The sequence below is a fragment of the Thermoanaerobacterium sp. PSU-2 genome (assembly GCF_002102475.1).
Taxonomy (GTDB): Bacteria; Bacillota; Thermoanaerobacteria; order Thermoanaerobacterales; family Thermoanaerobacteraceae; genus Thermoanaerobacterium.
Genome location: NZ_MSQD01000001.1, coordinates 101,087 through 126,727 on the forward strand (window position 1 = coordinate 101,087; position 25,641 = coordinate 126,727).

Annotated in this window: 21 protein-coding genes and 8 tRNA genes; all 29 read right to left on the reverse strand. The window is 36.9% G+C overall.

Annotated elements, in window-relative coordinates:
• Positions 1 to 87 precede the first annotated feature (87 nt).
• The gene (locus BVF91_RS00595) at positions 88 to 1,257 is read right to left on the reverse strand and encodes an MFS transporter (RefSeq protein WP_085111612.1); all 1,170 of its coding nucleotides are present in this window, start codon (positions 1,255 to 1,257) and stop codon (positions 88 to 90) included.
• Between the two features lie 765 nt (positions 1,258 to 2,022).
• A tRNA-Lys gene (locus BVF91_RS00600) sits at positions 2,023 to 2,095 on the reverse strand.
• A 9-nt stretch (positions 2,096 to 2,104) separates the two neighbouring features.
• Positions 2,105 to 2,180 (reverse strand) — tRNA-Gly (locus tag BVF91_RS00605).
• 8 nt (positions 2,181 to 2,188) lie between these two features.
• Positions 2,189 to 2,275 (reverse strand) — tRNA-Leu (locus tag BVF91_RS00610).
• A 39-nt stretch (positions 2,276 to 2,314) separates the two neighbouring features.
• Positions 2,315 to 2,387: transfer RNA gene (locus tag BVF91_RS00615), tRNA-Lys, on the reverse strand.
• A 4-nt stretch (positions 2,388 to 2,391) separates the two neighbouring features.
• Positions 2,392 to 2,467 (reverse strand) — tRNA-Gln (locus BVF91_RS00620).
• 4 nt (positions 2,468 to 2,471) lie between these two features.
• A tRNA-His gene (locus BVF91_RS00625) sits at positions 2,472 to 2,548 on the reverse strand.
• Between the two features lie 34 nt (positions 2,549 to 2,582).
• Positions 2,583 to 2,659, reverse strand: a tRNA-Arg gene (locus tag BVF91_RS00630).
• A gap of 4 nt (positions 2,660 to 2,663) precedes the next feature.
• Positions 2,664 to 2,737: transfer RNA gene (locus tag BVF91_RS00635), tRNA-Gly, on the reverse strand.
• 82 nt (positions 2,738 to 2,819) lie between these two features.
• Positions 2,820 to 3,347, reverse strand: coding sequence for a metallophosphoesterase family protein (locus BVF91_RS00640; protein WP_085111613.1), 528 nt, complete (start codon positions 3,345 to 3,347; stop codon positions 2,820 to 2,822).
• Complete coding sequence (locus tag BVF91_RS00645) at positions 3,344 to 3,940, reverse strand: XTP/dITP diphosphatase (protein ID WP_085111614.1); 597 nt, start codon at positions 3,938 to 3,940, stop codon at positions 3,344 to 3,346. Before BVF91_RS00645 ends, BVF91_RS00640 begins: the two co-directional genes overlap by 4 nt.
• Positions 3,906 to 4,685, reverse strand: a complete 780-nt coding sequence (gene rph / locus BVF91_RS00650; RefSeq protein ID WP_013787537.1) for a ribonuclease PH — start codon at positions 4,683 to 4,685, stop codon at positions 3,906 to 3,908. The genes BVF91_RS00645 and rph overlap by 35 nt, the downstream gene beginning before the upstream one ends.
• Positions 4,686 to 4,831: 146 nt before the next feature.
• The gene (locus BVF91_RS00655) at positions 4,832 to 6,586 is read right to left on the reverse strand and encodes an N-acetylmuramoyl-L-alanine amidase (protein ID WP_085111615.1); all 1,755 of its coding nucleotides are present in this window, start codon (positions 6,584 to 6,586) and stop codon (positions 4,832 to 4,834) included.
• A 172-nt stretch (positions 6,587 to 6,758) separates the two neighbouring features.
• Positions 6,759 to 7,718: an ABC transporter ATP-binding protein gene (locus BVF91_RS00660; RefSeq protein ID WP_085111616.1), complete on the reverse strand. Its 960-nt coding sequence runs from the start codon at positions 7,716 to 7,718 to the stop codon at positions 6,759 to 6,761.
• Positions 7,708 to 8,742, reverse strand: a complete 1,035-nt coding sequence (locus tag BVF91_RS00665; protein WP_085111617.1) for an ABC transporter ATP-binding protein — start codon at positions 8,740 to 8,742, stop codon at positions 7,708 to 7,710. Before BVF91_RS00665 ends, BVF91_RS00660 begins: the two co-directional genes overlap by 11 nt.
• 14 nt (positions 8,743 to 8,756) lie before the next feature.
• The gene (locus BVF91_RS00670) at positions 8,757 to 9,674 is read right to left on the reverse strand and encodes an ABC transporter permease (RefSeq protein ID WP_085111618.1); all 918 of its coding nucleotides are present in this window, start codon (positions 9,672 to 9,674) and stop codon (positions 8,757 to 8,759) included.
• Position 9,675: 1 nt separating this feature from the next.
• Entirely contained in the window at positions 9,676 to 10,605 is a 930-nt protein-coding gene (locus BVF91_RS00675) for an ABC transporter permease (protein ID WP_013787532.1), read from the reverse strand.
• Positions 10,606 to 11,197: 592 nt separating this feature from the next.
• Positions 11,198 to 12,880, reverse strand: coding sequence for a peptide ABC transporter substrate-binding protein (locus tag BVF91_RS00680; protein ID WP_085111853.1), 1,683 nt, complete (start codon positions 12,878 to 12,880; stop codon positions 11,198 to 11,200).
• Between the two features lie 425 nt (positions 12,881 to 13,305).
• Positions 13,306 to 14,736: an Asp-tRNA(Asn)/Glu-tRNA(Gln) amidotransferase subunit GatB gene (gatB, locus tag BVF91_RS00685; RefSeq protein WP_085111854.1), complete on the reverse strand. Its 1,431-nt coding sequence runs from the start codon at positions 14,734 to 14,736 to the stop codon at positions 13,306 to 13,308.
• Positions 14,736 to 16,205: an Asp-tRNA(Asn)/Glu-tRNA(Gln) amidotransferase subunit GatA gene (gene gatA, locus BVF91_RS00690; RefSeq protein ID WP_085111619.1), complete on the reverse strand. Its 1,470-nt coding sequence runs from the start codon at positions 16,203 to 16,205 to the stop codon at positions 14,736 to 14,738. Before gatA ends, gatB begins: the two co-directional genes overlap by 1 nt.
• 10 nt (positions 16,206 to 16,215) lie before the next feature.
• Positions 16,216 to 16,503 carry an Asp-tRNA(Asn)/Glu-tRNA(Gln) amidotransferase subunit GatC gene (gatC, locus tag BVF91_RS00695; protein ID WP_013787527.1) on the reverse strand — a complete coding sequence of 96 codons (288 nt, stop codon included), beginning with the start codon at positions 16,501 to 16,503 and terminating at the stop codon, positions 16,216 to 16,218.
• Positions 16,504 to 16,561: 58 nt separating this feature from the next.
• Positions 16,562 to 18,541, reverse strand: a complete 1,980-nt coding sequence (gene ligA / locus BVF91_RS00700) for an NAD-dependent DNA ligase LigA (protein WP_085111620.1) — start codon at positions 18,539 to 18,541, stop codon at positions 16,562 to 16,564.
• Positions 18,542 to 18,553: 12 nt separating this feature from the next.
• Positions 18,554 to 20,704, reverse strand: a complete 2,151-nt coding sequence (gene pcrA, locus BVF91_RS00705; protein WP_085111621.1) for a DNA helicase PcrA — start codon at positions 20,702 to 20,704, stop codon at positions 18,554 to 18,556.
• Positions 20,705 to 20,819: 115 nt separating this feature from the next.
• Positions 20,820 to 21,119 (reverse strand): YerC/YecD family TrpR-related protein, encoded by a 300-nt coding sequence (locus BVF91_RS00710; protein WP_013787524.1) that lies wholly within the window; start codon positions 21,117 to 21,119, stop codon positions 20,820 to 20,822.
• Positions 21,120 to 21,275: 156 nt separating this feature from the next.
• Positions 21,276 to 21,593, reverse strand: coding sequence for a PTS sugar transporter subunit IIA (locus BVF91_RS00715; protein ID WP_045413042.1), 318 nt, complete (start codon positions 21,591 to 21,593; stop codon positions 21,276 to 21,278).
• Positions 21,594 to 21,621: 28 nt separating this feature from the next.
• Positions 21,622 to 22,941, reverse strand: coding sequence for a PTS sugar transporter subunit IIC (locus BVF91_RS00720; RefSeq protein WP_045413038.1), 1,320 nt, complete (start codon positions 22,939 to 22,941; stop codon positions 21,622 to 21,624).
• An 11-nt stretch (positions 22,942 to 22,952) separates the two neighbouring features.
• The gene (locus BVF91_RS00725) at positions 22,953 to 23,279 is read right to left on the reverse strand and encodes a PTS sugar transporter subunit IIB (RefSeq protein WP_013787521.1); all 327 of its coding nucleotides are present in this window, start codon (positions 23,277 to 23,279) and stop codon (positions 22,953 to 22,955) included.
• Positions 23,280 to 23,285: 6 nt separating this feature from the next.
• On the reverse strand, positions 23,286 to 23,528 hold the full coding sequence (locus BVF91_RS00730) for a hypothetical protein (RefSeq protein ID WP_045413035.1): 243 nt from the start codon (positions 23,526 to 23,528) through the stop codon (positions 23,286 to 23,288).
• A gap of 1 nt (position 23,529) precedes the next feature.
• Positions 23,530 to 25,614, reverse strand: coding sequence for a BglG family transcription antiterminator (locus BVF91_RS00735; RefSeq protein WP_085111622.1), 2,085 nt, complete (start codon positions 25,612 to 25,614; stop codon positions 23,530 to 23,532).
• Positions 25,615 to 25,641 lie beyond the last annotated feature (27 nt).

Sequence of the window (25,641 nt, forward strand, 5' to 3'; positions counted from 1 at the left end):
AATGATTTCTAAAGACTATTGGTATAAAAGATAAAACATTTAATGAATTTACGTTTTTTATTTCATTAGAATATATATTTTGCTTTTTCAAGATGTTAACTCTAAATGTATTTTATTTCGTGCTACAAATCCGCTAATTAATACTATAAAACCACCTATTAACAGTACTGCCCTTACGCCCAAAAATTTTGCTGCAATACCCCCAAATGCTAATGAAATAATCGATGTTATATTTATTAACATTGTATTCATGCTAAATGTCCTCCCAAGGTATTGATTATCACAATTTTCCTGTATAATTGTAGTCCTTGAAATGGAATATAATGCATTGAATATTCCATTAAAAAATTGTATCAAAATTGCTAAAACAAAGAATGTATTTAATGGAAATACAGTAGTAGAAATTCCTAACCCTATCAATCCTAACTTAAAAATAACATCAACTGACACATTTTTTAGATATTTATATAAAACAAGTGAAGTCAGTATCATTGCTAACCCTTTAAAAGTAAGAATTGCACCATATCCCTGCGAATCTGTTTTTAAAAATTTATAAACATACATGATTAGCAATCCATTTAACATGCCAGCGGCTAATCCAACTATCATATTTATTGATAATGTATTGAAAATTATACAATTATCTTTTATATACTTTAATCCTTCGATAAATGAAATCTTTTCTGTTCGATCCAATTCTACATCATTTTGGGACTCATCTTTATATAATTCTATCAAGAAAATCATTACCATAGATAATAGAAAAGTCAAAGAATCAATATAAAAGCAATATTTAATATCAAATTTTGAAATAATAAAACCACTAATTGAAGGCCCTAATACCATCATTAATGAACTATATGAACTGCTTAAACTATTCACTTGTCTTAATCTGTCTTTTTTAACTATTTCCGGCAATATACTACTTTTAGCTGTATCATAGAATATAGAAATACTAGATACAATAAAAATTATAATAAAAACATATTCTTTAAAAAAAGGTATTAAAAAAACTAAGATAGCTCTAAAAAAATCTCCTAAAATTAGAATTTTATTCTTATTATAAATATCAACTATTTTTCCAGCAAATACTCCAAAGATTAATGAGGGCAATAGCATCATAATAGACAAAAACGACATATCTATAGATGAGTTATTAATGTTGTATACTAATGTTAAAACAGCAATTCTATCTATCCAATCCCCTATATCAGAAATTACCTGTAATGATATGAAAAGAAAAATATTTCTACTCACATTTTTCCACCTTTTATTGGATTTAATTGCACGATTTTAATAGTATTGCCAAATTATTAAACCATTATCATATTAAACAATATTACAAACACTTGAACTATTCAAAGTTAAAGCTTTTTTTATTCATCTTAGTTTCCTCCTTAAACCAAATTTTTCATATTATTTACTTTATTATATCATATCGAAATTCAAATGCAATATATTTTTTTATTTTTATTGCACTATTCAATAAGGAATTCAATTAATAATTTCCCAGGTTTTTGACAGTTACAGCATTTCAAATAGTTCCTAAAGCCTTACAATTAGCCCATTTTTGTGTCAAATTTCATTTATTTAAAAATGAGTAATATGAATAATTTTTTAAAAAAATATCTTAACTTTCTGATTGAAATTTCCGATATTTAAAATAGCGTTAATTGCAGTATTCTTGAGGACTTTCAAAAACATTACTCACTTTTTATAAGCATCAATAAGTTGCAAAATGTAATATTTTCAATGCTTCTTAAGCTTTTTCTTTTCTTTAACTGTCAAAAAAGGGAGTATAAACTTTTTTAGTAGCTTATACTAACTTCAATATACTCTGTAGATTTTTGTACACATAGCTTTTACAGTTAACCATCATTTGCATAATTATTAAAGCGGAAATAAAAAAAGATATCCGCCTTTTAACGGATACCCCTTCATTTTCACATTAGCACTTTTTACACTTTTAATTTTTAAGCACTTCTCAAGCACTTTTTTTATTTTAAAATCCTTAAATACTAGTGCGCCATTAGGGACTCGAACCCCAGACCCGCTGATTAAGAGTCAGCTGCTCTACCAACTGAGCTAATGGCGCATATTGTTATGGAGCGGACAACGAGACTCGAACTCGCGACCCTCACCTTGGCAAGGTGATGCTCTACCAACTGAGCTATGTCCGCATGATATATGGTGCGGGAGAAGGGACTTGAACCCATATGCCATGACTGGCACTAGAACCTGAATCTAGCGCGTCTGCCAATTCCGCCACTCCCGCATTAACGCCAGATTGTTTCTCTTTCAATATCTTTTTAAGTGACCCATCCGCGATTCGAACGCGGGACACCCTGCTTAAAAGGCAGGTGCTCTGCCGACTGAGCTAATGGGTCATGCTGGCTGGGATGGCAGGATTCGAACCTACGAACTGCCAGAGTCAAAGTCTGGTGCCTTACCACTTGGCTACATCCCATCAATGGGGTGGGTAGTGGGGCTCGAACCCACGACCTCCAGAGCCACAATCTGGCGCTCTAGCCAACTGAACTATACCCACCATATTATAAACATAAATCATATTCTCCAAAAAATGGTGCGCCTGAAGAGATTCGAACTCCCGACACACGGATTAGAAGTCCGTTGCTCTATCCAACTGAGCTACAGGCGCATATTGGAGCGGGTGATGGGAATCGAACCCACGTAGCTAGCTTGGAAGGCTAGAACTCTACCATTGAGCTACACCCGCATATACAGTTGTCATCGCTTGTTTCTGCCTCATCGCTCTGACAGTTTTAAATTATATCAGGAATATTTATCTTTGTCAACACCTAAAATTCAAATTTTGTTCCACTTTTTTTATTTCCAATGTATTCCTCCATATCATCTATATTTATTAGTTGCGGCACAATGATGCCATCCTCTATATTTACTATGGATACTGTCCGTGATGACCCTTCACGCGGCATTGAAGGGCTTCCAGGGTTCAATACAAGCATATCACCAGCCCTATATATTAGCGGCACATGGGTATGGCCATAAAACACAGCATCAACCCCGTATTCCCGGGCTTTTTCTATTATGATGCTTTTTTCAAATTTGACATAGTACTTATGCCCATGTGTTAATAATATTTTTTTACCAGCTACTTCAATAATCTTTTCGTACTTCTCTTTGTCGCCAAAATCGCAATTACCATATACATATACAGTTGGTATTCCAAACTCTTTATCCAGCGCTTCTGCATCTTTGTAATAGTCACCTAAGTGTATAATGTAATCAATATTTTTAATATTTTTTAAAATATTCCTGACTGATTGCAACATTCCGTGAGTATCACTTGTAACAAATAGTCTCATTTGCGGTCCTCCAAATTATTTTTTATATATTCTTTTAATTTTTTCAAAGCATTTGCCCTATGACTTACTTTATTTTTTTCTTCTAAGCTAAGCTCTGCTAATGTCTTTCCTATTTCATCAACATAAAATATAGGATCATACCCAAAGCCATATTGTCCTCTTGGAGCATCAATTATCCTACCATCCACTTTTCCTTCTATTATAGCTTCTCTTCCTTTGTAAATCAATGCTATTACGGTTTTAAAAGTAGCTTTCCTCTTTTCCATCGGAACACCTTTTAATAAGTTTAAAAGCTTGTTGTTGTTGTCTTCGTATGTGGCATTTACACCGGCAAATCTTGCAGTATAAACTCCTGGTTCACCATCTAAATAGTCCACAAACAAACCTGTATCATCAGCAATTACAAGTTCATCAGTTAAATCTGCTATAGCCCTGGCCTTTAAAAGAGCATTTTCTTCAATCGTTTTCCCTGTTTCTTCTACTTCATCATATGATCCAATGTCGTCTGCCGACAATACTTCATAATCTTCTTTAAAAAATTCCCTTATCTCATCCACTTTATGCTTGTTGTGGCTCGCTACAACTATTTTCATCGCTTTCAACTCCAATTTCTAATGATATATCTCCCAATGATTCTTTTTGAACCTGTATGATTTTATTCAAGCCTTCCTCCGCCAATTCTAAAAGCTCTGAAAAATCACTTTTGCTAAAAGGCCCACCTTCACCAGTTCCTTGTATCTCGATGAATTCGCCTTTATCCGTCATGACGATGTTCATATCAACATGTGCATTGCTATCTTCTAAGTAGCAAAGGTCTAAAAGCTTCTCATTGCCTACAATTCCTACGCTTACGGCAGCGACAAAACTTTTTATAGGGAGTTTACTTATAGCGCCTTTTTCCTTAAGTTTATTCATGGCATCTACAAGTGCCACAAACGAACCTGTGATAGAAGCAGTCCTTGTTCCACCATCAGCCTGTATTACATCGCAGTCAATCCATATTGTCTTCTCACCTAACGCATCTAGATCAACAACAGCTCTCAATGCTCTTCCAATGAGCCTTTGGATTTCCATGGTGCGTCCTGATTGTTTGCCTTTTGTTGACTCCCTCTGTGTTCTGGTTTCAGTAGCTCTCGGAATCATTGAATACTCACTTGTAATCCATCCTTTGCCAGTCCCTTTTTGAAATGGCGGTACTTTATCTTCAATTGATGCTGTGCAAATGACCTTTGTATTGCCGACTTCTATCAAAACAGATCCTTCTGCGTATCTGTTGAAATTTCTCGTTATCTTTATAGGTCTTAATGATCTGGAATCCCTTCCATCTACTCTTTTCATTTCTTCAGCTCCTTTATATTTTATATTATAATTTTAGCCTTATTTAATTTTCATTATCCAGAGCGCAAACCATAATATTATTTTAAAACCTTTTAAATCAATTTACAAGAAAGCATATAAAAAAAACAGGCGATTTGTTGCCTGTTTTAATTGCCGCCATATACGGAGTTTGAAACAGTCATGCTTATGCTGCCATTAGATAATTTGTCAAAATAATCGACAATCCCATTGTATATTCCTTGTGCAACTTTCCACTGGAAATTTTCATCAGTCAAAAGCTGAGCATCCGTAGGACTTGTGACGAATCCAGTCTCCACCAAAACAGCAGGCATCTTCGTCTGATTGAGAACGACTAAATTAGGCCTTTCTGAAAGCCCTCTGTCAGTGGTATTTATCTGTTTCATCAGATCATCATGAATTATCTGTGCAAATGTCTTTTCATCTCTTGTATCGCCATTGTAACCGTTTGGGTAATACAAAACTGTTGTGCCGTTTGCTGACGGCGATTCAAAAGAATCAGAATGGATGCTTACAAAGACATCTGCACCTGCATTATTTGCCTGTGAAGGCCTGTCATAAAGACCCACATCAGTGTCTGTTGTCCTGGATATCATAGTCCTGTATCCTCCATTGTCCAACAGCGTCTTCAATTTTAATCCAATGGCAAGATTAATATCTGCTTCATGTATCCCTCCGACACCTACAGCACCTGGATCAGAACCTCCATGCCCTGGGTCTATGTATACTAACTGCTTTTTGTTAGGGTCTGGTTTTGTTATTGTAAGCAATACGCCCTGAGGAGTTGGTTGAACACTAAAATCTGCTTTAAGGCTTGTCTCCGCAACAATCCTTACTGTATTGGCATCAAGCTGAGAATACCTAATCCCTGTAACTACGTTTCCGGTATACGATATGCTACCTGCCAGTTTACCATCAGACATTGTCAGACTTGCACCTGTCACATCTATAATGATCTTGTTATCACCATATCTGGATGGGCTAAAGTGGTCGGCATCTGTATTTATCGTTATCTGATCGCCATTGTTGACCTTAGCAGCTAAAATGTTCGTCACCTTATTTTGCCCTATTTTAAACGATATGTCAAATTCTTTTTTATCTTGTGACTGTGTTATAGTATATGGCATTGAATAGTCCATATTCACAACAAGTCTTGTTACTGCTGGTTGTAACTTGTTCTGCCCTATGTAGGCCTGATTTAAGCCATTTTTGTCTATCTTTATCTGCTTATTAGCAACAGTATTTATCGCATTGTTGAAGTCAAAGTAAATTCTTATGCTGCTGTCATCATTTACAGAACCACGCGTATACGTTAGAGGTCCATCACCTTTAACAGTTATGGTATACATACCATTTGTGTAATTTGATGTAAAACTCACAATATTAACATTGTTTGCAGAGGGAGGATCTACTTTCTTAGTAGCTTGAATTAGGTATTTGTCTGCGACCCATTTCACATCATAACCTAAGTTTTCAAACAAAAACCTCATAGGCACATACGTCGTATTGTTGTTTATAAGCCTTGCTGGAACATCCAACGATACATTATTGCCGTTTACTGTAGCGTAATTTTTACCTATAACCAATTTAATTACTTTGTCCTTTGAAGTCACAGTAACTGTCTGAGTCTTACCATCCCAGTCGACTTTTTGACCTAATCCTTCGCTAATTGCTCTAAGCGGCACTATTGTGCTATTGTCAATGATAAGCGGCGGATTATTGCCAGTGTCAAATTTTCCTCCATCGACGGTAATCGACACGTCAGGCACATTGTAGCTTATAGGTTTGTTATCAAGTACAATCGTAGCTTTATATGCATAGGCAGTTATGTAAAACGTAGACAAAAGCAGTAAAAGCGCAAAAAAAGCGATGACCTTTTTCAACATTTTCCCCCCTTTGCATATAAAATCGGCATTTTTTTCATCATATTTATATATTATTATACATATATTACAGACAAGTTACAAACATATTAAGATTTTATTAAGATGTTAAACGTTATTACTTTGAAATTAAAACTACAATGCAAAAAAATAAAGCACTCAAACGAGTGCCTTATTTATCAAAAAGATGACATGCAACAAAGTGTCCACTTCCAACCTCTTTCAATTGTGGCGTAACTTGGCTACATATGTCCATGGCATATTTACACCTTGTTCTAAATTTACATCCTGAAGGAGGATTAATTGGGCTTGGCACATCTCCTTCAAGTATGATTCTCTCCCTCTTTCTCTCCACTTCCGGATCAGGTATTGGAACAGCAGAAAGAAGCGCTTGTGTATATGGATGCAATGGATTTGTATACAGTTCACCGCTTTGTGTAAGTTCTGCAATCGATCCTAAATACATAACTGCAACTCTATCGCTTATATGCCTTACCATGCTTAAATCATGAGCAATAAAGAGATACGTCAATCCCTTTTCTTCTTGTAAATTCATAAGCAAGTTTACAATCTGGGCTTGTATGGACACATCTAATGCTGATATAGGCTCATCGCAGACTATAAACTCTGGCTCAATTGCCATTGCCCTTGCTATGCCTATCCTCTGCCTTTGTCCACCAGAAAATTCATGAGGAAACCTATTGGCATGTTCTTTATTTAAACCTACCATCTCAAGAAGGCTGTATATCCTTTCTCTCCTCTCTTTTCCAGTGTACAAACCATGAATGTCTATCCCCTCTCCTATGATATCGCCAACAGTCATGCGAGGATTCAGCGATGCGTAAGGATCCTGAAAAATCATCTGAGCTTTTCTTGCAAATTTCTTTCTTATTTCATTGTTCATTTTATGAACAGGTATATCGTCAAATATCACCGAACCACCTGTAGCCTCATAAAGACCAATTATAGTTCTACCTGTAGTAGACTTTCCACATCCCGACTCACCAACAAGCCCCAATGTCTCACCTTTTTTTATGCTAAAACTTACATCGTCAACAGCTTTTAACACACCGCCGCTGACGTGAAAGTATTTTTTCAAATTCTTAACTTCCAGTATTACATTATCTTTCACCTGCGTACGCCTCCTTTTCAAAAGGATTTTCAACCTTCGGCGCGTATGGATGCTTCAACCAGCAGGCAACCTTATGCGTATCAGTTTCATTGGTATACTCTGGTTGAGCCTCATAGCAAATTTTCATAGCATAGTTGCACCTTGCAGCAAATGGACATCCTACAGGAGGCGCAAACAAATCTGGAGGCGTTCCGACAATCGGCACAAGCTTCTCTTTATTCTGAGCATCAAGTCTTGGAACAGATTTTAAAAGTCCCCATGTATAAGGATGCTGTGGATGCTTAAATATCTCATCAGATGTGCCTGTCTCTATAACTTTACCTGCATACATGACTATGATTCTCTCTGCTATATCTGCAACAACACCCAAATCGTGCGTAATCATTATTATAGACGTATTGAATTCTCTTTGCAGATCTTTCATCAAATCGAGAATTTGCGCTTGTATCGTAACATCAAGCGCAGTAGTAGGTTCATCAGCAATGAGAAGTTTCGGCCTGCATGCCAATGCAATAGCAATCATGGCCCTCTGCCTCATGCCACCCGAAAATTCATGTGGATACTGATTTATACGCCTTTCAGCATTTGGTATACCTACTACGTCCAACATTTCCTTAGCTTTTTTCATCGCTTCAGCTCGTGTAACCTTCTGATGCTTCAAAATCACTTCGGCAATTTGTTTTCCAATTGTCATTGTCGGGTTTAAAGATGTCATAGGATCTTGGAATATCATGCCTATTTCTGATCCTCTTATTGCTTGCATTTGCCTTTCACTAAACTTTGATATCTCTTTCCCGTCGAATATGATTCTTCCACCTTTAAACCTACCTGGAGGCTCAGGGTTTAACCTCATGACAGCCTGCATCGTGACTGATTTTCCACATCCTGATTCTCCGACTATGGCTAACGATTCACCTTTCATAACTTGAAAGCTGACATCTCTTACTGCCTTTACTTCGCCTGCATACGTGTCAAATGAATATTCCAAATTTTGTACATCCAACAATACTTCTCTATCTCCCAAAATACTTACCTCCTTTAACGGCGAAGCCTTGGATCTAATGCATCTCTCAAGCCATCACCAAGCATGTTAAATGCCAGCATCGTTATGCTTATGAAGAAGCCCGGTATGAAAAGCTGCATTGGATACATTAGCAAAACTTGTGTAGCATCATTCGCAAGCGTACCCCAGCTTGCCAGAGGCGGCCTTATGCCAAGACCGATGTAACTTAAAAATGCTTCTGCAAATATTGCATTAGGAACATCAAACGTCATTGACACTATTATTGGACCCAGTGCATTCGGTATCAAATGCCTCAATATTATCCTGCCTGGGCTAGCTCCAAGTGTCTTAGCAGCCAACACAAACTCCTGCTCCTTAAGCTGCAGCACTTGACCTCTAACTATTCTGGCCATACCTACCCATCCCGTCATAACCATTGCAGTAATGATAGTCCATAAACCTTGACCCATCACAACCATCAAAAGAATTACGAGTATTAAGTAAGGTATGCCATAAAGTATATCGACAATACGCATCATGATATTGTCAACTTGCCCGCCAAAATAACCGGCTATACCGCCATACGTAACTCCAATTACCGCATCAAGTAAGGCAATCGTGACACCGATAAATAAAGATACCCTTGCACCCATCCAAACTCTTACAAAAAGATCCCTTCCAAGGTAGTCTGTCCCGAACCAATGAACTTTAGAAAATGGCTTATTTGTATTGAACAGATCCTGATGAGCGTAGTCAAAAGGCCTCAAATGTGGACCTATTATCGACATTATAACGAGAAGTATCAAGAAAATCAAAGATCCCATAGCAACCTTGTTCTTTCTAAGCCTTCTCCATGCATCTTGCCAGTAACTAATGCTTGGTCTTACAATCGACTGGCTTTCAGAAGCATTTGCTCCTACTATTTCAAATTTATCCTTGCTTATGTCCACCATTCTACTTTCCTCCCTTTGCCAGTCTTACTCTTGGATCTATAAGTCCATAGGCAATATCCACTATGAACATCATGACTACCAATATGATGCTATAAAATATGGTCGTACCTAATATCATGGAATAATCTTCATCGTATATGCTTTGCACAAAGAACTTTCCAAGACCTGGTATGCTGAAAATCTGTTCAATGACAAACGTTCCTGTCACTATTCCAGCAAATAATGGACCTAATACTGTCACAACAGGCATAATGGCATTTCTAACCATGTGCTTCCATATTATCTGCAACTGTGAAAGTCCTTTCGCTTTTGCCGTCTTTATATAATCCTGCCCAATGACGTCTAACATACTTGTTCTCATCATACGAGAAATTATAGATAGTGTAGCGAATGACAAAGCGATGGATGGCAATATGGTGTATTTAAATGAACCCCATCCCGACACAGGAAGCAACTTTAGCTTAGATGCCAAAAGAAGCTGCAAAAGCGTAGCTATTATGAAGTTTGGAACGGAAATTCCAATTATCGCTAAAAACATCGAAAAATAATCCCAACCGCCTCCACGCTTCAATGCTGCAACAATTCCAAAAAATAATCCGAAGACAACACCAAGGAAAATTGATTGCACTCCAAGCTGGAATGAAGCTGGAGCAGATTGCTTAATTATATCGTCTACTGTTCTATTTAAATATTTGAGGGAGATTCCTAAATCACCATGCATTAAATTATCCAAATAATACCCATATTGTACAATGAGAGGTTTATCGAGATGATATTTTGCCAACATATTTTGTCTTATTTGCGGTGGAACCTTTTTTTCACTCGTAAAAGGATCACCTGGTATCATGTGCATCAAGAAAAATGTCAATGTTATGATTACCCATATTGTAATCAGCATGTATACAAATCTTTTAATTGAATAATTTAGCAACCAAAACACCTCCTATAAATATTCGTTTACCATATATATGTTAACTAAATTTAGATTCAATACCTGTTTATCATTGTTGATATTTTACATACTGTTTGCAGTAATCCCCCCGCGGACTGTAACAATCGCGCTCACTGATTGTGAATATATTCTTATGTCACTTTATCAATTTTCCTCCTATAGTAAATAAAAGTGAAAATAAATAGTACTTACCCCCAGCTATACCTAAAAACACCCCCCGCTATTTGTATTTTTTGATTTATATGATAATTGAATTTTTTATATACATAAATTTTATTACATTTAGATTTATTAATCAATAACAAATTTTTACCCGTTACATTTACAAAGAAACCGATATAATTTACTTATTTTAAACTATGAAAAATTCTGCCACAAAAATTTCACGAAAATATTGTTATTTGTAAACTAAATACTTTTTAAGTATAGCACCATTGGCAATCAATCTCAATATTTTAAAGCATTTCGGCAATTTTTTAGAGTTGGTTAAAATCTTTGTTGAATTGCACGAAAATTTGCAAACATGCAAAAACCGGGGAATTGACCCCGGTTCATCCTCATTGATGAATTCTTATTGGTTCTTACCTTCTATATATGCCCACTTAAGTTCCCAATCAGTACCAAAATTCGGCACAATTAGATCTTTAACATAACTCTTTGTGACAATTGCATAAGCTTGGAAGTAAAGTGGACCTATAGCCATATCATTCATGGCAATCTTCTCCGCCTGTATCATGTCATCGTTTCTCTTCTTCAAGTCTGGCGTCGACTTTGCATCATCAATCAACTTGTCGTATTCTGGATTGCTGTAGAAAGCAGTGTTATTACCGTTGTTTGTCTCCCACATGTCAAGGAATGTCATTGGGTCATTGTAGTCTGCGCCCCATCCAGCCAATACCATATCGTAATTTCCTTTATTCATATCGTCTAATCTTATCTTAAATGCCTCATTCTTTATCTGCACATTTACGCCAAGATTTTGATTCCACATTTGCTGCAACGCTTCAGCATTCTTTTTAGCTGCACTTGTATCATCTGCTGTAAATGTGATTGTAGGCAATTCTTTTAAGCCTAATTCTTCAAGCCCTTTCTTCAGATAATCTTTTGCAGCCTGCACATCATTGTCTTTAAAGAATGGTGAACCGTCTTGCTTTGAAAAATCCTCCCCGTTATATCCAGGTACACCTGGCGGCACTATCGACTCTGCCGGTATAGAGCCATTCTTCAAAACCTGCTCTGTAAATGCTTTTCTGTCTATAGCCAATGTAAATGCTTTTCTGATATTTACGTTTTTAAATATGCCTTTCTTGTCATTGAATTGTATATACCAGTTGGTAGCAACAGGCTTTATTGAAAATTCTTTTGTATTCTTGTACTTATCCATCAGATCGCTTGGAACCCTCATCTGATCAAGCGTACCATTGTCATAATTTTGAGCTTGTGTATTTGCGTCTTTTATTATCAAAAGATTAACCTTCTGTAGCTTAACACTGTCTTTGTCCCAGTAATCAGGATTTTTCTCTAAAACGAGATTTTGATCGTGATTCCACTGCTTTAATACGAATGGACCACTATAAACTAATGTATCTGGACTTGAACCTAATTTATCGACTCCTACTTTTTCTACAAAAGACTTCTCTTGTGGCAAATATGTTCCAAATGCAGTAAGACCTAAGAATTGTGGCGCAGGAGCTTTTAACTTGACTTGTAACGTCTTATCGTCAAGGGCCTTTATTCCTACTTGGTCAGCACTGCCTTTGCCAGAGTTGTACTCCTCAGCGCCTTGGATGTAATAAAATTGATATGCATACTGTGATGCTGTCTTAGGATCTAATACTTTCTTCCAAGAGTACTCAAAGTCATAAGCTGTTATTGGATTTCCATCGCTCCACTTTATCCCATCTTTTAAGTGGAAAGTATAAGTTAGACCATCACTTGATATATCCCAGCTTTTTGCGAGGCCAGAACCTGGCTTAAGCTGTCCATCTTTGTCATACCTTGTCAATCCTTCAAGAACATCATTCAATACATCAAATGATGCAACATCTGTTGAAGTAAATGGGTTTAAGTTTGGCGGATCTGCTGCTAAATTTAATGTCAGAACTTGCTCATCTGTCTTTGCAGTTTGAGTACCTGAACTGCTATTGTTTTTGCTTTGAGAGCTGCTGTTATTATTTGCTGAACACCCTGCCAATAAAGCAGAAAGTGCTAATACCAATGTCAACAATAAAGCTAACCAATTTTTTCTCTTCATCAAAAATTTCCTCCCATCAAAATATAATATTTTTGATTTTACTCCCCCCAAAAATAAGTCCTCATCTCTCACCCCCAGCTATGTATGATTTATTTGAAGAACTTCTTTGGCAACACAAAATTTTAATTTAAAGTACAACCGAAAATCAAAATCTACTGCATGTTTAAGAACATTTTACTCATAATATACTATGCATGCGATATTGAGATAAATTTACTGTTCACAATTTTAAAACAATTTACGAGGATTTTTATTTATTATATCATTAGATGTTTTGCTATACAAGTATATATTAAAAATTCAGTGAAAATTGTTTATGTAATACTACTATCTTGTATTTTTTAGTATATTCTGAAATAATATTAAATTTAAAAAGCATACACCGTTTCTAATAGTGTATGCTTAAATTTAAAAAATAATAATATTTATTTTGAGAGCTCTTCTAATAAAATTTTATTTGCCAATTGTGGATTTGCTTTCCCCTTTGTTGCTTTCATTATTTGTCCAACCAAGAAGCCTATTGCCTTGTCTTTGCCATTTTTATAGTCTTCAACAGATTTTGGATTATCCTCGATGACCTTTAATGCAATCTCTCTAAGTTCATCTTCATTGCTAAGCTGCTTTAGACCTTTCTCCTCTACGATTTCTTCGGGATTTTTACCTGTCGCAAACATTTCCTCAAAGACCGTTTTAGCGATAGAACCCGTAATAGTACCATTATCTATCAAGTTTAAAAGCGAAGCCATCTGATGTGGCTTAATCAAAACTTCTTCGACTTCTTTTCCCGTCTCCTTTAAAAGCCTCATCATTTCACCCATTATCCAATTGCTTACTGTTTTAGCTGATGAGTACTCTAAAACGCACTTCTCAAAAAAGTCTGCTAATGGTTTTGATGAAGTAATTACAGATGCATCGTATTCTGGAATGCCATATTGTGTGACAAATCTTTCCTTCTTATGCTCAGGCATTTCAGGAAGTGATTTTCTTATTTCCTCTTTCCATTCATCAGAGACTATTATTGGCACAAGGTCTGGATCTGGAAAATACCTGTAATCGTGGGCTTCCTCTTTGGAGCGCATCGACTCTGTAATGCCTTTTTGCTCGTTCCAACGGCGAGTCTCCTGCACTATTGTCTCTCCGCCCTCTATGAGTTTTATCTGCCTTTTTATTTCGTATTCCAATGCCTTCTGAACTGCTTTAAATGAATTTAAGTTTTTAAGCTCGATCTTTGTCCCAAACTCTTTGCTGCCAACAGGTCTTACTGATACGTTTGTATCAACCCTCAAAGATCCCTCCTGCATTTTGCAGTCAGATACTTCAGAGTATTCAAGGACGCTTTTCAGTTTTGTTAAGTACAGGTAAGCTTCCTCAGGAGTCCTCATATCTGGTTCAGATACTATCTCAATAAGCGGCACACCTGTCCTATTGTAATCTACTAATGATCCATCTACGTTCTCATGCATTAACTTGCCAGCATCTTCTTCTATGTGTATCCTGGTAAGCCCTATTTTCTTTTTTACCCCATCAGATGTTTCAATTTCTACGTATCCATTTTTGCAAAGCGGTAGGTCGTACTGAGATATCTGGTATGCTTTGGGCAAGTCTGGGTAAAAATAATTTTTTCTATCCATTTTGCTAAATTTAGATATTTCGCAATTTAGCGCAAGTCCAGCCTTCACAGCATACTCTACGACTTTCTTGTTCAAAACAGGCAATGTTCCTGGTAATCCCAAACACACTGGACAGACATGTGTATTTGGTTCACCGCCAAATTCAGTAGTACAATTGCAGAATATTTTCGTCCTCGTAAGAAGCTCTGCATGTACTTCAAGTCCTATGACTGCTTCGTAATTCATCATTTAGCACCACCTTTAAAACTTGGTTTTGCATTAAAGCTTAAAGCTTTTTCAAAAGCATATGCTGCATTTAATATCGTTCCTTCATCAAAATGCTTACCGACGATCTGAAGGCCTACAGGAAGTCCATCTGAAAGTCCACAAGGCAGCGACAATCCCGGAAGTCCCGCTATATTAACTGGAACCGTATATACATCAGCCAAGTACATTGCCAATGGATCTTCAACTCTTTCACCGATTTTAAAAGCCGTCGTAGGCGACGTTGGGCCAACTATCACATCCACATCTTGAAAAGCCTTCTCATAATCCTGTTTAATAAGTGTCCTTACTTTCAGCGCTTTGTTGTAGTACGCATCATAATACCCCGAACTTAATGCGTATGTGCCTAACATTATCCTTCTCTTTACTTCTTTTCCAAAGCCTTCGCTTCTGGATACCATGTACATATCGATAAGGTCTTCGTATTTTTCTGCTGCGTGGCCATACCGTATGCCATCATATCTGGCCAAATTTGAACTTGCCTCTGCAGATGCTACTATGTAATACGCCGCCAGCGCATAATCCATGTATTTAAGGCTTATTTCCCTTATTTCGGCTCCTAACTCCTCAAATGTCTTTAACGCGTCTTCAATGGATTTCTTTACTCCTTCATCAAGCCCTTCTCTAAAGAATTCTTTTGCAAATCCTATCTTCATTCCCTTTATATCGTCTTTCAGGAATTCCTTATAATCACTTTTTCTTACGTTGTCTACAGAAGTAGAATCTTTTGGATCATGACCCGCAATGGCATTTAGCACAATAGCACAGTCTGTCACGTCTTTTGTGATAGGGCCTATTTGATCTAAAGATGACGCAAAAGCGACAAGTCCATATCTGGAAACAAGGCCATATGTAGGTTTCATGCCAACGACACCGCATAATGACGCAGGCTGCCTTATAGAACCACCTGTATCAGATCCAAGTGAAAATGCACACTCATCAGCAGCAACTGATGCAGCAGAACCTCCAGATGAACCTCCAGGCACTCTTTCCAAGTCCCATGGGTTTTTAGTCGTCTTGAAAGCTGAATTTTCGGTAGATGAGCCCATCGCAAATTCATCCAAATTTGCCTTTCCCACCATTACAGCACCAAGACTGTTAAGGTTCTCCACCACTGTTGCATTATAAGGAGGAATGAAATCTTCAAGCATTTTCGATGCACACGTAGTTTTTATGTTCTCTGTGCACATATTGTCCTTTATGACAACAGGTATACCTGTCAAGTCATTTATGTTTCCATCTTTAATCATTTTGTCAGCTTCTTCGGCTTTTTTAAGCGCAAAATCATCTGTTTCGCATATCAACGCGTCTACTTTTGGTTCAACTTCATTTATTCTTTTTAAATACGCCTTAGTCACATCTACAGCGCTTACTTCTTTTTTCCTTAAAAGTTCATTAAGCTCATGTATTGTTAATTCATGCAATTCCATCAATACCACCTCACTCGATTATCTTTGGTACTTTAAAGCATCCATCTTCTTTTTCTTTAGCATTCATAAGGATTTTTTCTCTGTCCATTGATGGCACAACTTCATCTTCGCGGAAAACATTGCTTATTGGGACAATATGCGCTGTAGGCTCTACGCCATCTGTATTTAGCTCATTTAACTTGTCCACATATTTTATAATGCTATCAAGCTGATGAGAAAATTTCTCTAACTCGTCATCAGAAAATTTAAGCCTTGCTAATTTTGATACGTGGATAACTTGGTCTTTTGTAATTGACATGCATACACACCCTTTCAACTCTTAAATACTAATAAAAAGCATCATTTAGTTAATTTTATCATTGTTTCAACATGTTTTCAAACTGTTCTTCATTTAAAATCTTTACTCCAAGCTCTTGTGCTTTTGAAAGCTTTGAACCTGGATCTGCACCTACAACGACATAATCTGTCTTTTTGCTGACAGAACCTGTCACTTTTCCCCCTCTTTCTTCTATAAGCTTTTTAGCCTCATCTCTTGTGTACTTTTCAAGTGTTCCAGTTAAGACAAAAGTAAGTCCTTTAAAATCGTCATTAACATTTATTGCATCCTTCTTGCGCATATTTACACCAGCAGCTTTCAATCTGTCTATTATATTGAGATTTTGCTTTTCCTTAAAAAAGGCTACCACACTGTCTGCCATCTTAGGGCCAATTTCCTCTATTTCAGTAAGCTCCTCAAAAGTAGCTTTCTCAAGAGATTCCATCGTCTTGAAATGACTGGCTAAAATGCCGGCAGCTTTGCTTCCAATGAGATCAATGCCAAGCCCAAAAATCAATCTGTCTAAATCTCTGCCTTTGCTTTCTTCTATAGCATTGATGAGATTCTTTGCTGATTTATCTCCCATCCTATCAAGTTTTACCAAATCATCGTACTTCAAATAATACAGATCTGATATATTGTGTATAAGATGGTTGTCAAGAAGCTGTCCTATTACCGCTGGTCCTAATCCATCTATGTCCATGGCATCTTTAGATGCAAAGTGTATTATGCCTCTTTTTAACTTAGCAGGACAGTTTAAACCTGTGCACTTAGTCACAGATTCACCTGGAAGCCTCACTGTTGCAGCACCGCACTCAGGACACACTTCTGGCATGATAAAAAACTTCTCGCTGCCATCTCTTTCTTCTGCTACAACACTTACAACTTCAGGTATGATTTCGCCTGCTTTTTGGATTATCACCGTATCACCGATTCTTATGTCCTTTTCTCTTATGTAATCTTCATTGTGAAGCGTCGCTCTTGATACGATGGAACCTGCAATTTTCACAGGCTCTAATATGGCAGTTGGCGTCAATGCACCGGTCCTTCCAACCTGAACTACTATGTCTTTGACTTTCGTCTTTTGTCTTTCTGCTGGATACTTAAATGCGATTGCCCAACGAGGATCCTTTGCAGTAGAACCTAAAATATCCCTTTTCTCCAAATCATTTACCTTGACAACAGCGCCATCTGTTTCATAAGGCAAACCATCCCTTATGTCCCTTATGTAATTTATGTCATCAATGACTTCGTCTATATTTCTACATACTTTAATATGGGGGCTTACTTTAAATCCTTGATATTTCAAAAATTCTAATGCTTCGGCATGCGTTTTTAATTCTATTCCATCTATTCTCTGTAAATTAAATACGAAAATGTCCAGATCTCTTTTAGCCGTGATTTTAGGATTTAATTGCCTAAGTGATCCAGCAGCAGCATTTCTCGGATTTGCAAAAAGGCTTTCTCCGTTTAATTCTCTTTCTTCGTTTAACTTTTCAAATGAAGCCTTAGGCATAAAAACCTCACCTCTTACGATGAGGTTTAAATCATCTTTAAGTCTTAAAGGAATTGATTTAATGGTTTTTAGATTGTTTGTCACATTTTCACCTATAATTCCATCACCTCTCGTGGAGCCGACAGTAAAAAAGCCATTTTCATATATAAGCTCCACAGATAAACCGTCAATTTTAAACTCTACTACGTATTCTACATCACCGACAGATGCTCTTACTCTCCTGTCAAAATCTCTAAGCTCGCCTTCAGAAAAAGCATTTGCCAAACTTTGCATCGGCACTACATGTGTAAATGGTTCAAACTCTTTCAAAGGTTCGCCGCCAACCCTTTGAGTGGGTGAATCAGGTGTCTTAAATTGAGGGTACTTTTCTTCTAACTCAATGAGCTCTCTCATCATCATGTCGTATTCGTAGTCGGATATCTCTGGCTTGTCCAGTACATAGTACATGTAGCTGTGATGATTAAGCTTATCTCTCAATTCCTTTATCCTGTCTTCTATCGTCATAAATACACCACCTTACGATATAGCCCTGATTGGAGCGTACTTCAAAGACAACCTCTTTATGCCAACATTAGGAAATGCAACAGTCAATTCCTTGTCATCGCCGCTTCCATCCACGCTCACTACAGTTCCAATGCCCCATAATTTGTGCTCAACCTTATCTCCTGGGTTGTAGTTTTCTTTATTATTCGCCTTCCTGGCAAAAGTATTTATATACGATGAAACTGAAACATAATCATTTCTTTTAACAGTGCCTTTGTCGTATTCAATGACCAAATCTCGAGGAATTTCATTGATAAACCTTGAAGCCGTATTGTACTGTGGCTTGCCGTACAGATTTCTATTTCTCGCATAAGTCATAAAAAGCCTTTCTTTTGCCCGAGTTATGCCTACATAACACAGCCTTCTTTCTTCCTCCAGTTCATGCTCGTCCACAAATGACATAGAATTAGGAAATATCCCTTCTTCCATACCTGCTATAAATACGACGGGAAATTCAAGCCCTTTAGCTGAGTGTAGCGTCATTAAAACTAAGCTTTCTCCTATTTCACCTGCCGTATCAATATCAGATACCAATGTTATGCTTGACAAAAAAGCTTCTAAAGACTTGTCCTGGGAGCTTTCCATGAATTCACGTGCTGCACCGATAAACTCATTTATATTTTCTATTCTTCCTTCAGATTCTTCAGTGCCGTCGGCCTTAAGCTCCTCTATATATCCAGTTTTATCCAGTACATAATCGATAACTTCAGTGACAGTCATAAAGTCAAGCTGGCTTATCAGATCGTCAATAAACTCTTTAAAGCTATCAAGTGCCTTTCTCGTTCTTCCGCTGACTTCAACATTAGGAATTGCAAAGTACATGCTTGTGTCATGTTCTACAGCGTATTTTTCTAAAGAAGCTACAGTTGACTCACCAATGCCTCTTTTAGGCACATTTATTATCCTTTTTAATGATACATCATCGTATGGATTTATAAGAATCCTTAAATACGCAATAATGTCTTTTATCTCTTTTCGATCGTAAAACCTCAATGCTCCAACTAATTTATACGGTACGTCATTCGCCATACAAGCTTCTTCAAATATACGGGACTGGGCATTTGTCCTGTATAAGACAGCAAAATCCGAATATTTTCTCCCCTCAGAAACCAAGTTTTTTATCGTCTCTATGATGAAATTAGCCTCATCCCTCTCATTTTGTGCTTCCCATACGACAATCTTTTCACCGTTTTTATTATCTGTCCACAGTCTTTTTCTTTTTCTTTTAACATTATTGTCAATGACGCTGTTGGCCGCATCAAGTATAACCTGCGTTGAGCGGTAATTTTGTTCAAGCTTTATAACCTTAGCCTCTGGATAATCTTTCTCAAAGTCTAAAATATTCTTTATGTCGGCCCCTCTCCATCCATATATGCTTTGATCATCATCACCTACGACACAAAGGTTTCTGTACTTTTGGGCCAATAAATTTACAAATTCATACTGTGGCCTATTTGTATCTTGATACTCATCTATCATTATATACCTGAATTTGTTTTGATAATACCTCAATATGTCCTCGTTTTTTTGAAAAAGTTCTATGGTCTTTATTATTATATCATCGAAATCCAGTGCATTGTCCTTCTTAAGCTTCTTTTGGTACAGCTTATAAACATCAGCAATTTTTTTATTTCTGTAGTCATTGCCAAATTCCAGCAAATAGTCGTCTGGCGATATCATCTTGTCTTTTGCCTTTGATATGGCAGCTAACATTCCTTTTATTGTGTACTGCTTGTCATTTAAATTCAACTCTTTTATACAGTCAGAAATCAGCGTTTTTTGATCTTGCGTATCGTATATTACAAAATTTCTATCGTACCCTATCTTTTCAATATCCCTTCTCAATATGCGGACACATGCTGAATGGAATGTAGAAACCCATATATCTCCTACATATCCTAAAAGCGACTCAACTCTGTCCTTCATTTCTTCTGCTGCTTTGTTTGTAAATGTAATGGCGATGATGTTAGCTGGTGACACATTTTTCTCCCTTACAAGGTATGCAATTCTATGTGTCAAAACTCTCGTCTTGCCGCTGCCTGCACCAGCCAAAATCAAAACAGGTCCTTCTGTAGTGACAACTGCCTCCTTCTGTCTGTCATTTAATCCTTCAAGAATATTCATCTAATTCACTCCAAATAAAATATTTGCACCTAAACTTACGATTATATTGTATATGTAACTTTTCAATTAATCAACCATTTTATCGTCACGCCTATAATCAAATAAAATCTCGGGTCTACCGAGATTTTTCCTTTAATCTATCTAAAATCAAATTGTATCCATTTGCTCCATAATTAAGCGCCCTGTTGACTCTGCTTATTGTAGCGGTGCTGGCTCCTGTCTTTTCGGCTATTTCAATATACGTCTTCCTATCTCTTAACATTTTAGCCACTTGAAGTCTTTGAGCCAGCGATTTAACCTCGTTTATGGTAGCTATATCTTCAAAAAAACGATAACATTCTTCCATGTCTTTAAGCATTAAAATCGCTTCAAAAAGCTTGTCCACGTTCTCGTCCTTTATTTTAGAATCGTACATCGACAATCCCTCTCTCTTAAAATTTTTTATAAAATGTCCATCTCCATTGTACAAAATTTGCACAAATTATTCAATACTTTAAAGCAAAAAAGATAAAAAGCAATCTAAAAAGACAAAATTAAAAGGTGAGGATTGACTCACCTTTTAATTCAATATTTATTTTACCTTCTTTTCAAGGGCATCTAACCTCTTGTAAAGATCCACAAGTCTTCTTATGAGGTTCTTTTCTGCAAGAGCCGTCATAAGCTGGTCTTGAGCGTGTATAACAAGGAAATTAGGTGTTTCGCTTTGTTCACCTTGCACCAATGCGTTTTGATAATCATGGCCTGCGTAAAATTCCTCATCAGCCTTTTCTAGATGCTTCTCGGCAGATTCAAAATCCCCTTTTTCTGCTGCATCTAATGCTTCATAAGCCTCGCCTCTGGCGTTCCCACCGTGCAAGACTAAATTGTATATAATTTGCTCTAATTCCATCAAAGGGTTCCTCCTTAATATATTTTAATTATTTTTCCTCAAGCTCTCTTTCATTCTTCAAAAGCTGTGCTTCATACATTTTGAAGAATGGATAGTATATGATACCTGCTACAATCAGGTTTACAAGCTGTAGAATCGGTCCTCTCCAGTCAAGACCACTTGATATGAAACCACCTATAAATACAGGAACTGTAAATGGAAGCTGGTACAATGGTCCTGTTACTAAGTGGAAATGGAATGCGATGTAGTTTATCGTAACAACCGCTGCAGGTGCAATTATAAATGGTATCATCAATATAGGATTTAAAACTATTGGAGCACCGAAAATAAGCGGTTCATTTATATTGAATATAGCAGGGATAAGCTCTGCTGTACCTATCGTCTTAAGCTGTTTTGATGCTGAAAACAAGAACATTATGACAAGAGGCCATGTTGTACCTGAACCACCAAGGTGTGTGAACATATGGAAGAATGGTTCTGTGACGATACCTGTCATAGGTTGATGTGCATTTAATGCTTTTACATTTGCAGCAAGCTGACTCATCCAGAAAGGATATGCTATAGATGATACGACATTCATGCCGTGGATTCCAAGTGACCACAAAAGCATCATAAGGATTATCTCAGCTAAAGCTGCCCAATAGCTATTTGATGCTGCAACAAGCGGCTTAAATAGCTCTATTACTAACTGTGGCAATGTGACTTTGAAGTTAGCCCATACGATCCACTCTACTATCCAAGCCGATACTACCATGACAAACATCGGTACAAGTGCCATAAAGCTTCTTACAACATAAGGTGGCACGGCTTCAGGCATCCTTATTACAAGGCCTTGCTTATTGAAGAATCTAACCACAACTGCTGTCAACACGCCTATTATTATAGCTACAAACAAACCTTGTCCACCAAGGTAATTTAAAACATCACCGAAACTTACTTTTGTAACGTCTGATGCTGGGAATGTTGTTACTAAAAATGCTAACATGGAAATAATACCTGTCATTGCTTCATCAAGATCCCAGCGAGTAGCCAAACTATATGCTGTACCAAATGCAACCATCAAAGCCATAATGCCAAACGATAAGTTAAAAGGAATCATCAACTGGCCAGCAATAGGCTTAATAGCATTTGCCCACGCCACAATAGGACCCCAATTTGCGCCTTCTGCAAGTGGTGGATTGGCTATTATCAAAAACAATGAACCTGTCAATATAACTGGCAATGCGAAACTTGAAAAAGCATCTCTTATAGATTGAAGTATGACATTTTGAGCAATCCTTGCCAGTACAGGCATCAAAGATGACTCCATCCATTTCATAAACCAATTGTTAGTAAGTCTTTCGTTCATCTTATTACCTCCTATGCATCTTTTCCATTTTTCTTAGCAAGCTCGATGATCTGATTCAATATCTTTTTTGCATCCATAAGTGCAAAAGCCTGCATATCAACGATGTCAACAGGAATGCCAAACTTTTCAGCTATCGTCTCAACTTCCTTCTTTAAATGCCTTACCTGCGGCTCCAAAAGAGCAACATCGTATTCTTCAGCTTTTTTCTTGAATTCACCTGTGCCTCCCGCATCTACTGTCACATCTAAACCTTGCTTTTTTGCTTCATCAGTCACTTTTTTTGCTAATGCACTTGATGTAGCACCCCAACTGCACAATATAACACCATGTATAGCCATAGTAAATTACCTCCTTTTTTTGTTTTTCTTTTTTATTTCATTTTTTAAATTTTTGTCATACAATTTAAGCATCCTTATCATGTACGCTTGTATAAGGGCAATTCCCGCAATGAAAAATGCACCAAACAAAAGAATCTCTAAGCCATGTGCAAATGTATCATTTATCATAGAATACACAGCAGTTGCAATCCACACCAAGGACAGCATCGTATAGAAAATTTTTCGTTGCTTTACCGAAATACTAAACATTTTAATCACCTACAAGATTTCTCTTTATTTCATCGTAATACTTATCCATCAAGGCCTTCTTCACAAATTCCTTCGCCTCATCAATTTTGTTAATCTCATTGAGATTTTTTACCAAGTCTTTGCTTTCAATAAATGAAACACTTAAATCGCCAAGTATCTCTATCCACATCTTGTCGTCATCCGGTGCAACCATTAGAAAAGCTGTCTTTATGATTTCATACTCGTTAATCAAATTTTTCATCTTGACATGGCTTTTCACTTTTCCAAAGACGAGGATTGGCTCCACCAAATCAGATGCTGTACAGTGGTAGATTACAAACCCTTTCCCTGGAAGTATTATCTTCCCAAGGCTTTCTCTTCCCAAAAGCTTATCCTCTATCTGCTTTATCTTCTCATTATTGATTCCATCATTACCAGCAAAATCTTCTAAGAGAAAATCTATGATGTCTTTTGAGTTTTTGCCATAGACATCTTTAAGCTTAAGGAAATCGCATAGCTCAATTATCCTTTTGCCATACCACGCAATGTGTTCCAATTCTTTGTACCTGTCGCCTATGACTTTTTTCTCCGAGAAGTCCATTATAAAATCTGTGTTTAAAGCGTCTTTCAGTTTTTTTACGTCTTCATCTAAAAGCAGCGGATTGACTATTATTGTCTCTTTGTCCTTTATGTCCAGCGGAATTGTAGACACTATCAAGTCAATATCATCTCTATCTTTAAAGTCTTTAACTCTCAAGCTGGAAACTGTATCTACAATATTCAATTGTGGAAACATCTGAAGCTTAGATAGAAGCATCCTCGATGTCCCTATGCCGCTGGCACACACGACTAAAATATTGTGCCTTTTCATCATATCGCTTTTTCTTGCTATAGATGCGCCAAAATGCATCGCAATATAGCCAATTTCATCATCAGGCACATCAACATTAAGCTTGTCTTTAATCACATTTGCAATAGATATACATTTTTCAAATAAGCCGCTGTACCGTTCTTTTATGTCATTTATAAGCGGATTTCTAATCGCAAGACCCATGCGAAGTCTAAAGATAGTAGGCCTTAAGTGCGTCTTTAAACCGCTTAAAAGCATCGTATCGCCTTTAAGATCAGTGCCAAATTCATCTTCTGCAACGCTGACCATCTCATGCAGTATTTCATTTAACAACTCGTCATTTACGTCTTCGGTATTTGCCCTATACCTTGCTCCTTGTAGATGAATCGTTATATATCCGATTTCATCTTCTGGAATAGAAATATCGAATTCTTCCTCCAGAAACCTGGCAAGCATTTCTGCAAACTTATACTCATCTGACTTCCTAAGCTCATAGAGGCTTTCATTACCTATTTTTATCTTTTCGCCTTCTTTTATTCTTTTTAGCGCCAATGCCAGATGTACCGTAAGCCCCATGTAGGAGCTTTCTGCTAATTCGTAATCAAGGGATTTCTCCAATTTTTGTATAGCCTTCTCTATCTTTAAAACCGTATCGTAGTCTATAAGCCTGAGTAATCTATCATTTATGTCTTCACTAAGCTTGTTTATATTATTGTACCCTTTATTTAAAAACTCAATTAGGTCTTTTGTCTCCACATTGTCATACAGAAAATTTATTATGGCCCTTCTTATATTGCTTTCATCGCCTTTTACGTATATGCCAACACCAGGCTTAGTTACAATTGTAACATTTTGCTTGTTTAGCCACTTATCGATCTCTTTAATGTCATAGCTTATTGTTGCCGTAGTCACATTGTATTCTTTAGCGAAGTACTCAAGTTTTACAGGTTCTTTCATCTGCAAAAGCTCAGATAGTATCAACTTTCGCCTTTTATCAGCGTCAATGCTTGGCCTATAACCTATTACATCGAATTTGAATTTTTCGATATCATTATCAGTTCCTTCTAAAACTAGTACTCCATCGTCATTTTTAAGCTTCAAATTGTATTCTTTTATATATTCATTTATTGCATTTATTTCTCTGTAAACAGTCCTTTTGCTTAACTTGTACAAAACGACGATATCGTCCAAACTGGAAATTTCTTTTGAAAGAACCTTTTTGAAGATTTCTAATTGGCGCCTACTTAACTCTTTCATAGATATTTGTCCTTTCGTCTATGACAA

What these genes read in the sequence shown, in the direction of transcription:
- BVF91_RS00640 (WP_085111613.1), bottom strand. Translation starts at nt 3,347, where the DNA reads ATGAGACTATTTGTTACAAGTGATACTCACGGAATGTTGCAATCAGTC.
- BVF91_RS00645 (WP_085111614.1), bottom strand. Translation starts at nt 3,940, where the DNA reads ATGAAAATAGTTGTAGCGAGCCACAACAAGCATAAAGTGGATGAGATA.
- rph (WP_013787537.1), bottom strand. Translation starts at nt 4,685, where the DNA reads ATGAAAAGAGTAGATGGAAGGGATTCCAGATCATTAAGACCTATAAAG.
- BVF91_RS00670 (WP_085111618.1), bottom strand. Translation starts at nt 9,674, where the DNA reads ATGGTGGACATAAGCAAGGATAAATTTGAAATAGTAGGAGCAAATGCT.
- BVF91_RS00680 (WP_085111853.1), bottom strand. Translation starts at nt 12,880, where the DNA reads ATGAAGAGAAAAAATTGGTTAGCTTTATTGTTGACATTGGTATTAGCA.
- gatB (WP_085111854.1), bottom strand. Translation starts at nt 14,736, where the DNA reads ATGAATTACGAAGCAGTCATAGGACTTGAAGTACATGCAGAGCTTCTT.
- gatA (WP_085111619.1), bottom strand. Translation starts at nt 16,205, where the DNA reads ATGGAATTGCATGAATTAACAATACATGAGCTTAATGAACTTTTAAGG.
- gatC (WP_013787527.1), bottom strand. Translation starts at nt 16,503, where the DNA reads ATGTCAATTACAAAAGACCAAGTTATCCACGTATCAAAATTAGCAAGG.
- ligA (WP_085111620.1), bottom strand. Translation starts at nt 18,541, where the DNA reads ATGACGATAGAAGACAGGATAAAGGAATTGAGAGATAAGCTTAATCAT.
- pcrA (WP_085111621.1), bottom strand. Translation starts at nt 20,704, where the DNA reads ATGAATATTCTTGAAGGATTAAATGACAGACAGAAGGAGGCAGTTGTC.
- BVF91_RS00710 (WP_013787524.1), bottom strand. Translation starts at nt 21,119, where the DNA reads ATGTACGATTCTAAAATAAAGGACGAGAACGTGGACAAGCTTTTTGAA.
- BVF91_RS00715 (WP_045413042.1), bottom strand. Translation starts at nt 21,593, where the DNA reads ATGGAATTAGAGCAAATTATATACAATTTAGTCTTGCACGGTGGGAAC.
- BVF91_RS00720 (WP_045413038.1), bottom strand. Translation starts at nt 22,941, where the DNA reads ATGAACGAAAGACTTACTAACAATTGGTTTATGAAATGGATGGAGTCA.
- BVF91_RS00725 (WP_013787521.1), bottom strand. Translation starts at nt 23,279, where the DNA reads ATGGCTATACATGGTGTTATATTGTGCAGTTGGGGTGCTACATCAAGT.
- BVF91_RS00730 (WP_045413035.1), bottom strand. Translation starts at nt 23,528, where the DNA reads ATGTTTAGTATTTCGGTAAAGCAACGAAAAATTTTCTATACGATGCTG.
- BVF91_RS00735 (WP_085111622.1), bottom strand. Translation starts at nt 25,614, where the DNA reads ATGAAAGAGTTAAGTAGGCGCCAATTAGAAATCTTCAAAAAGGTTCTT.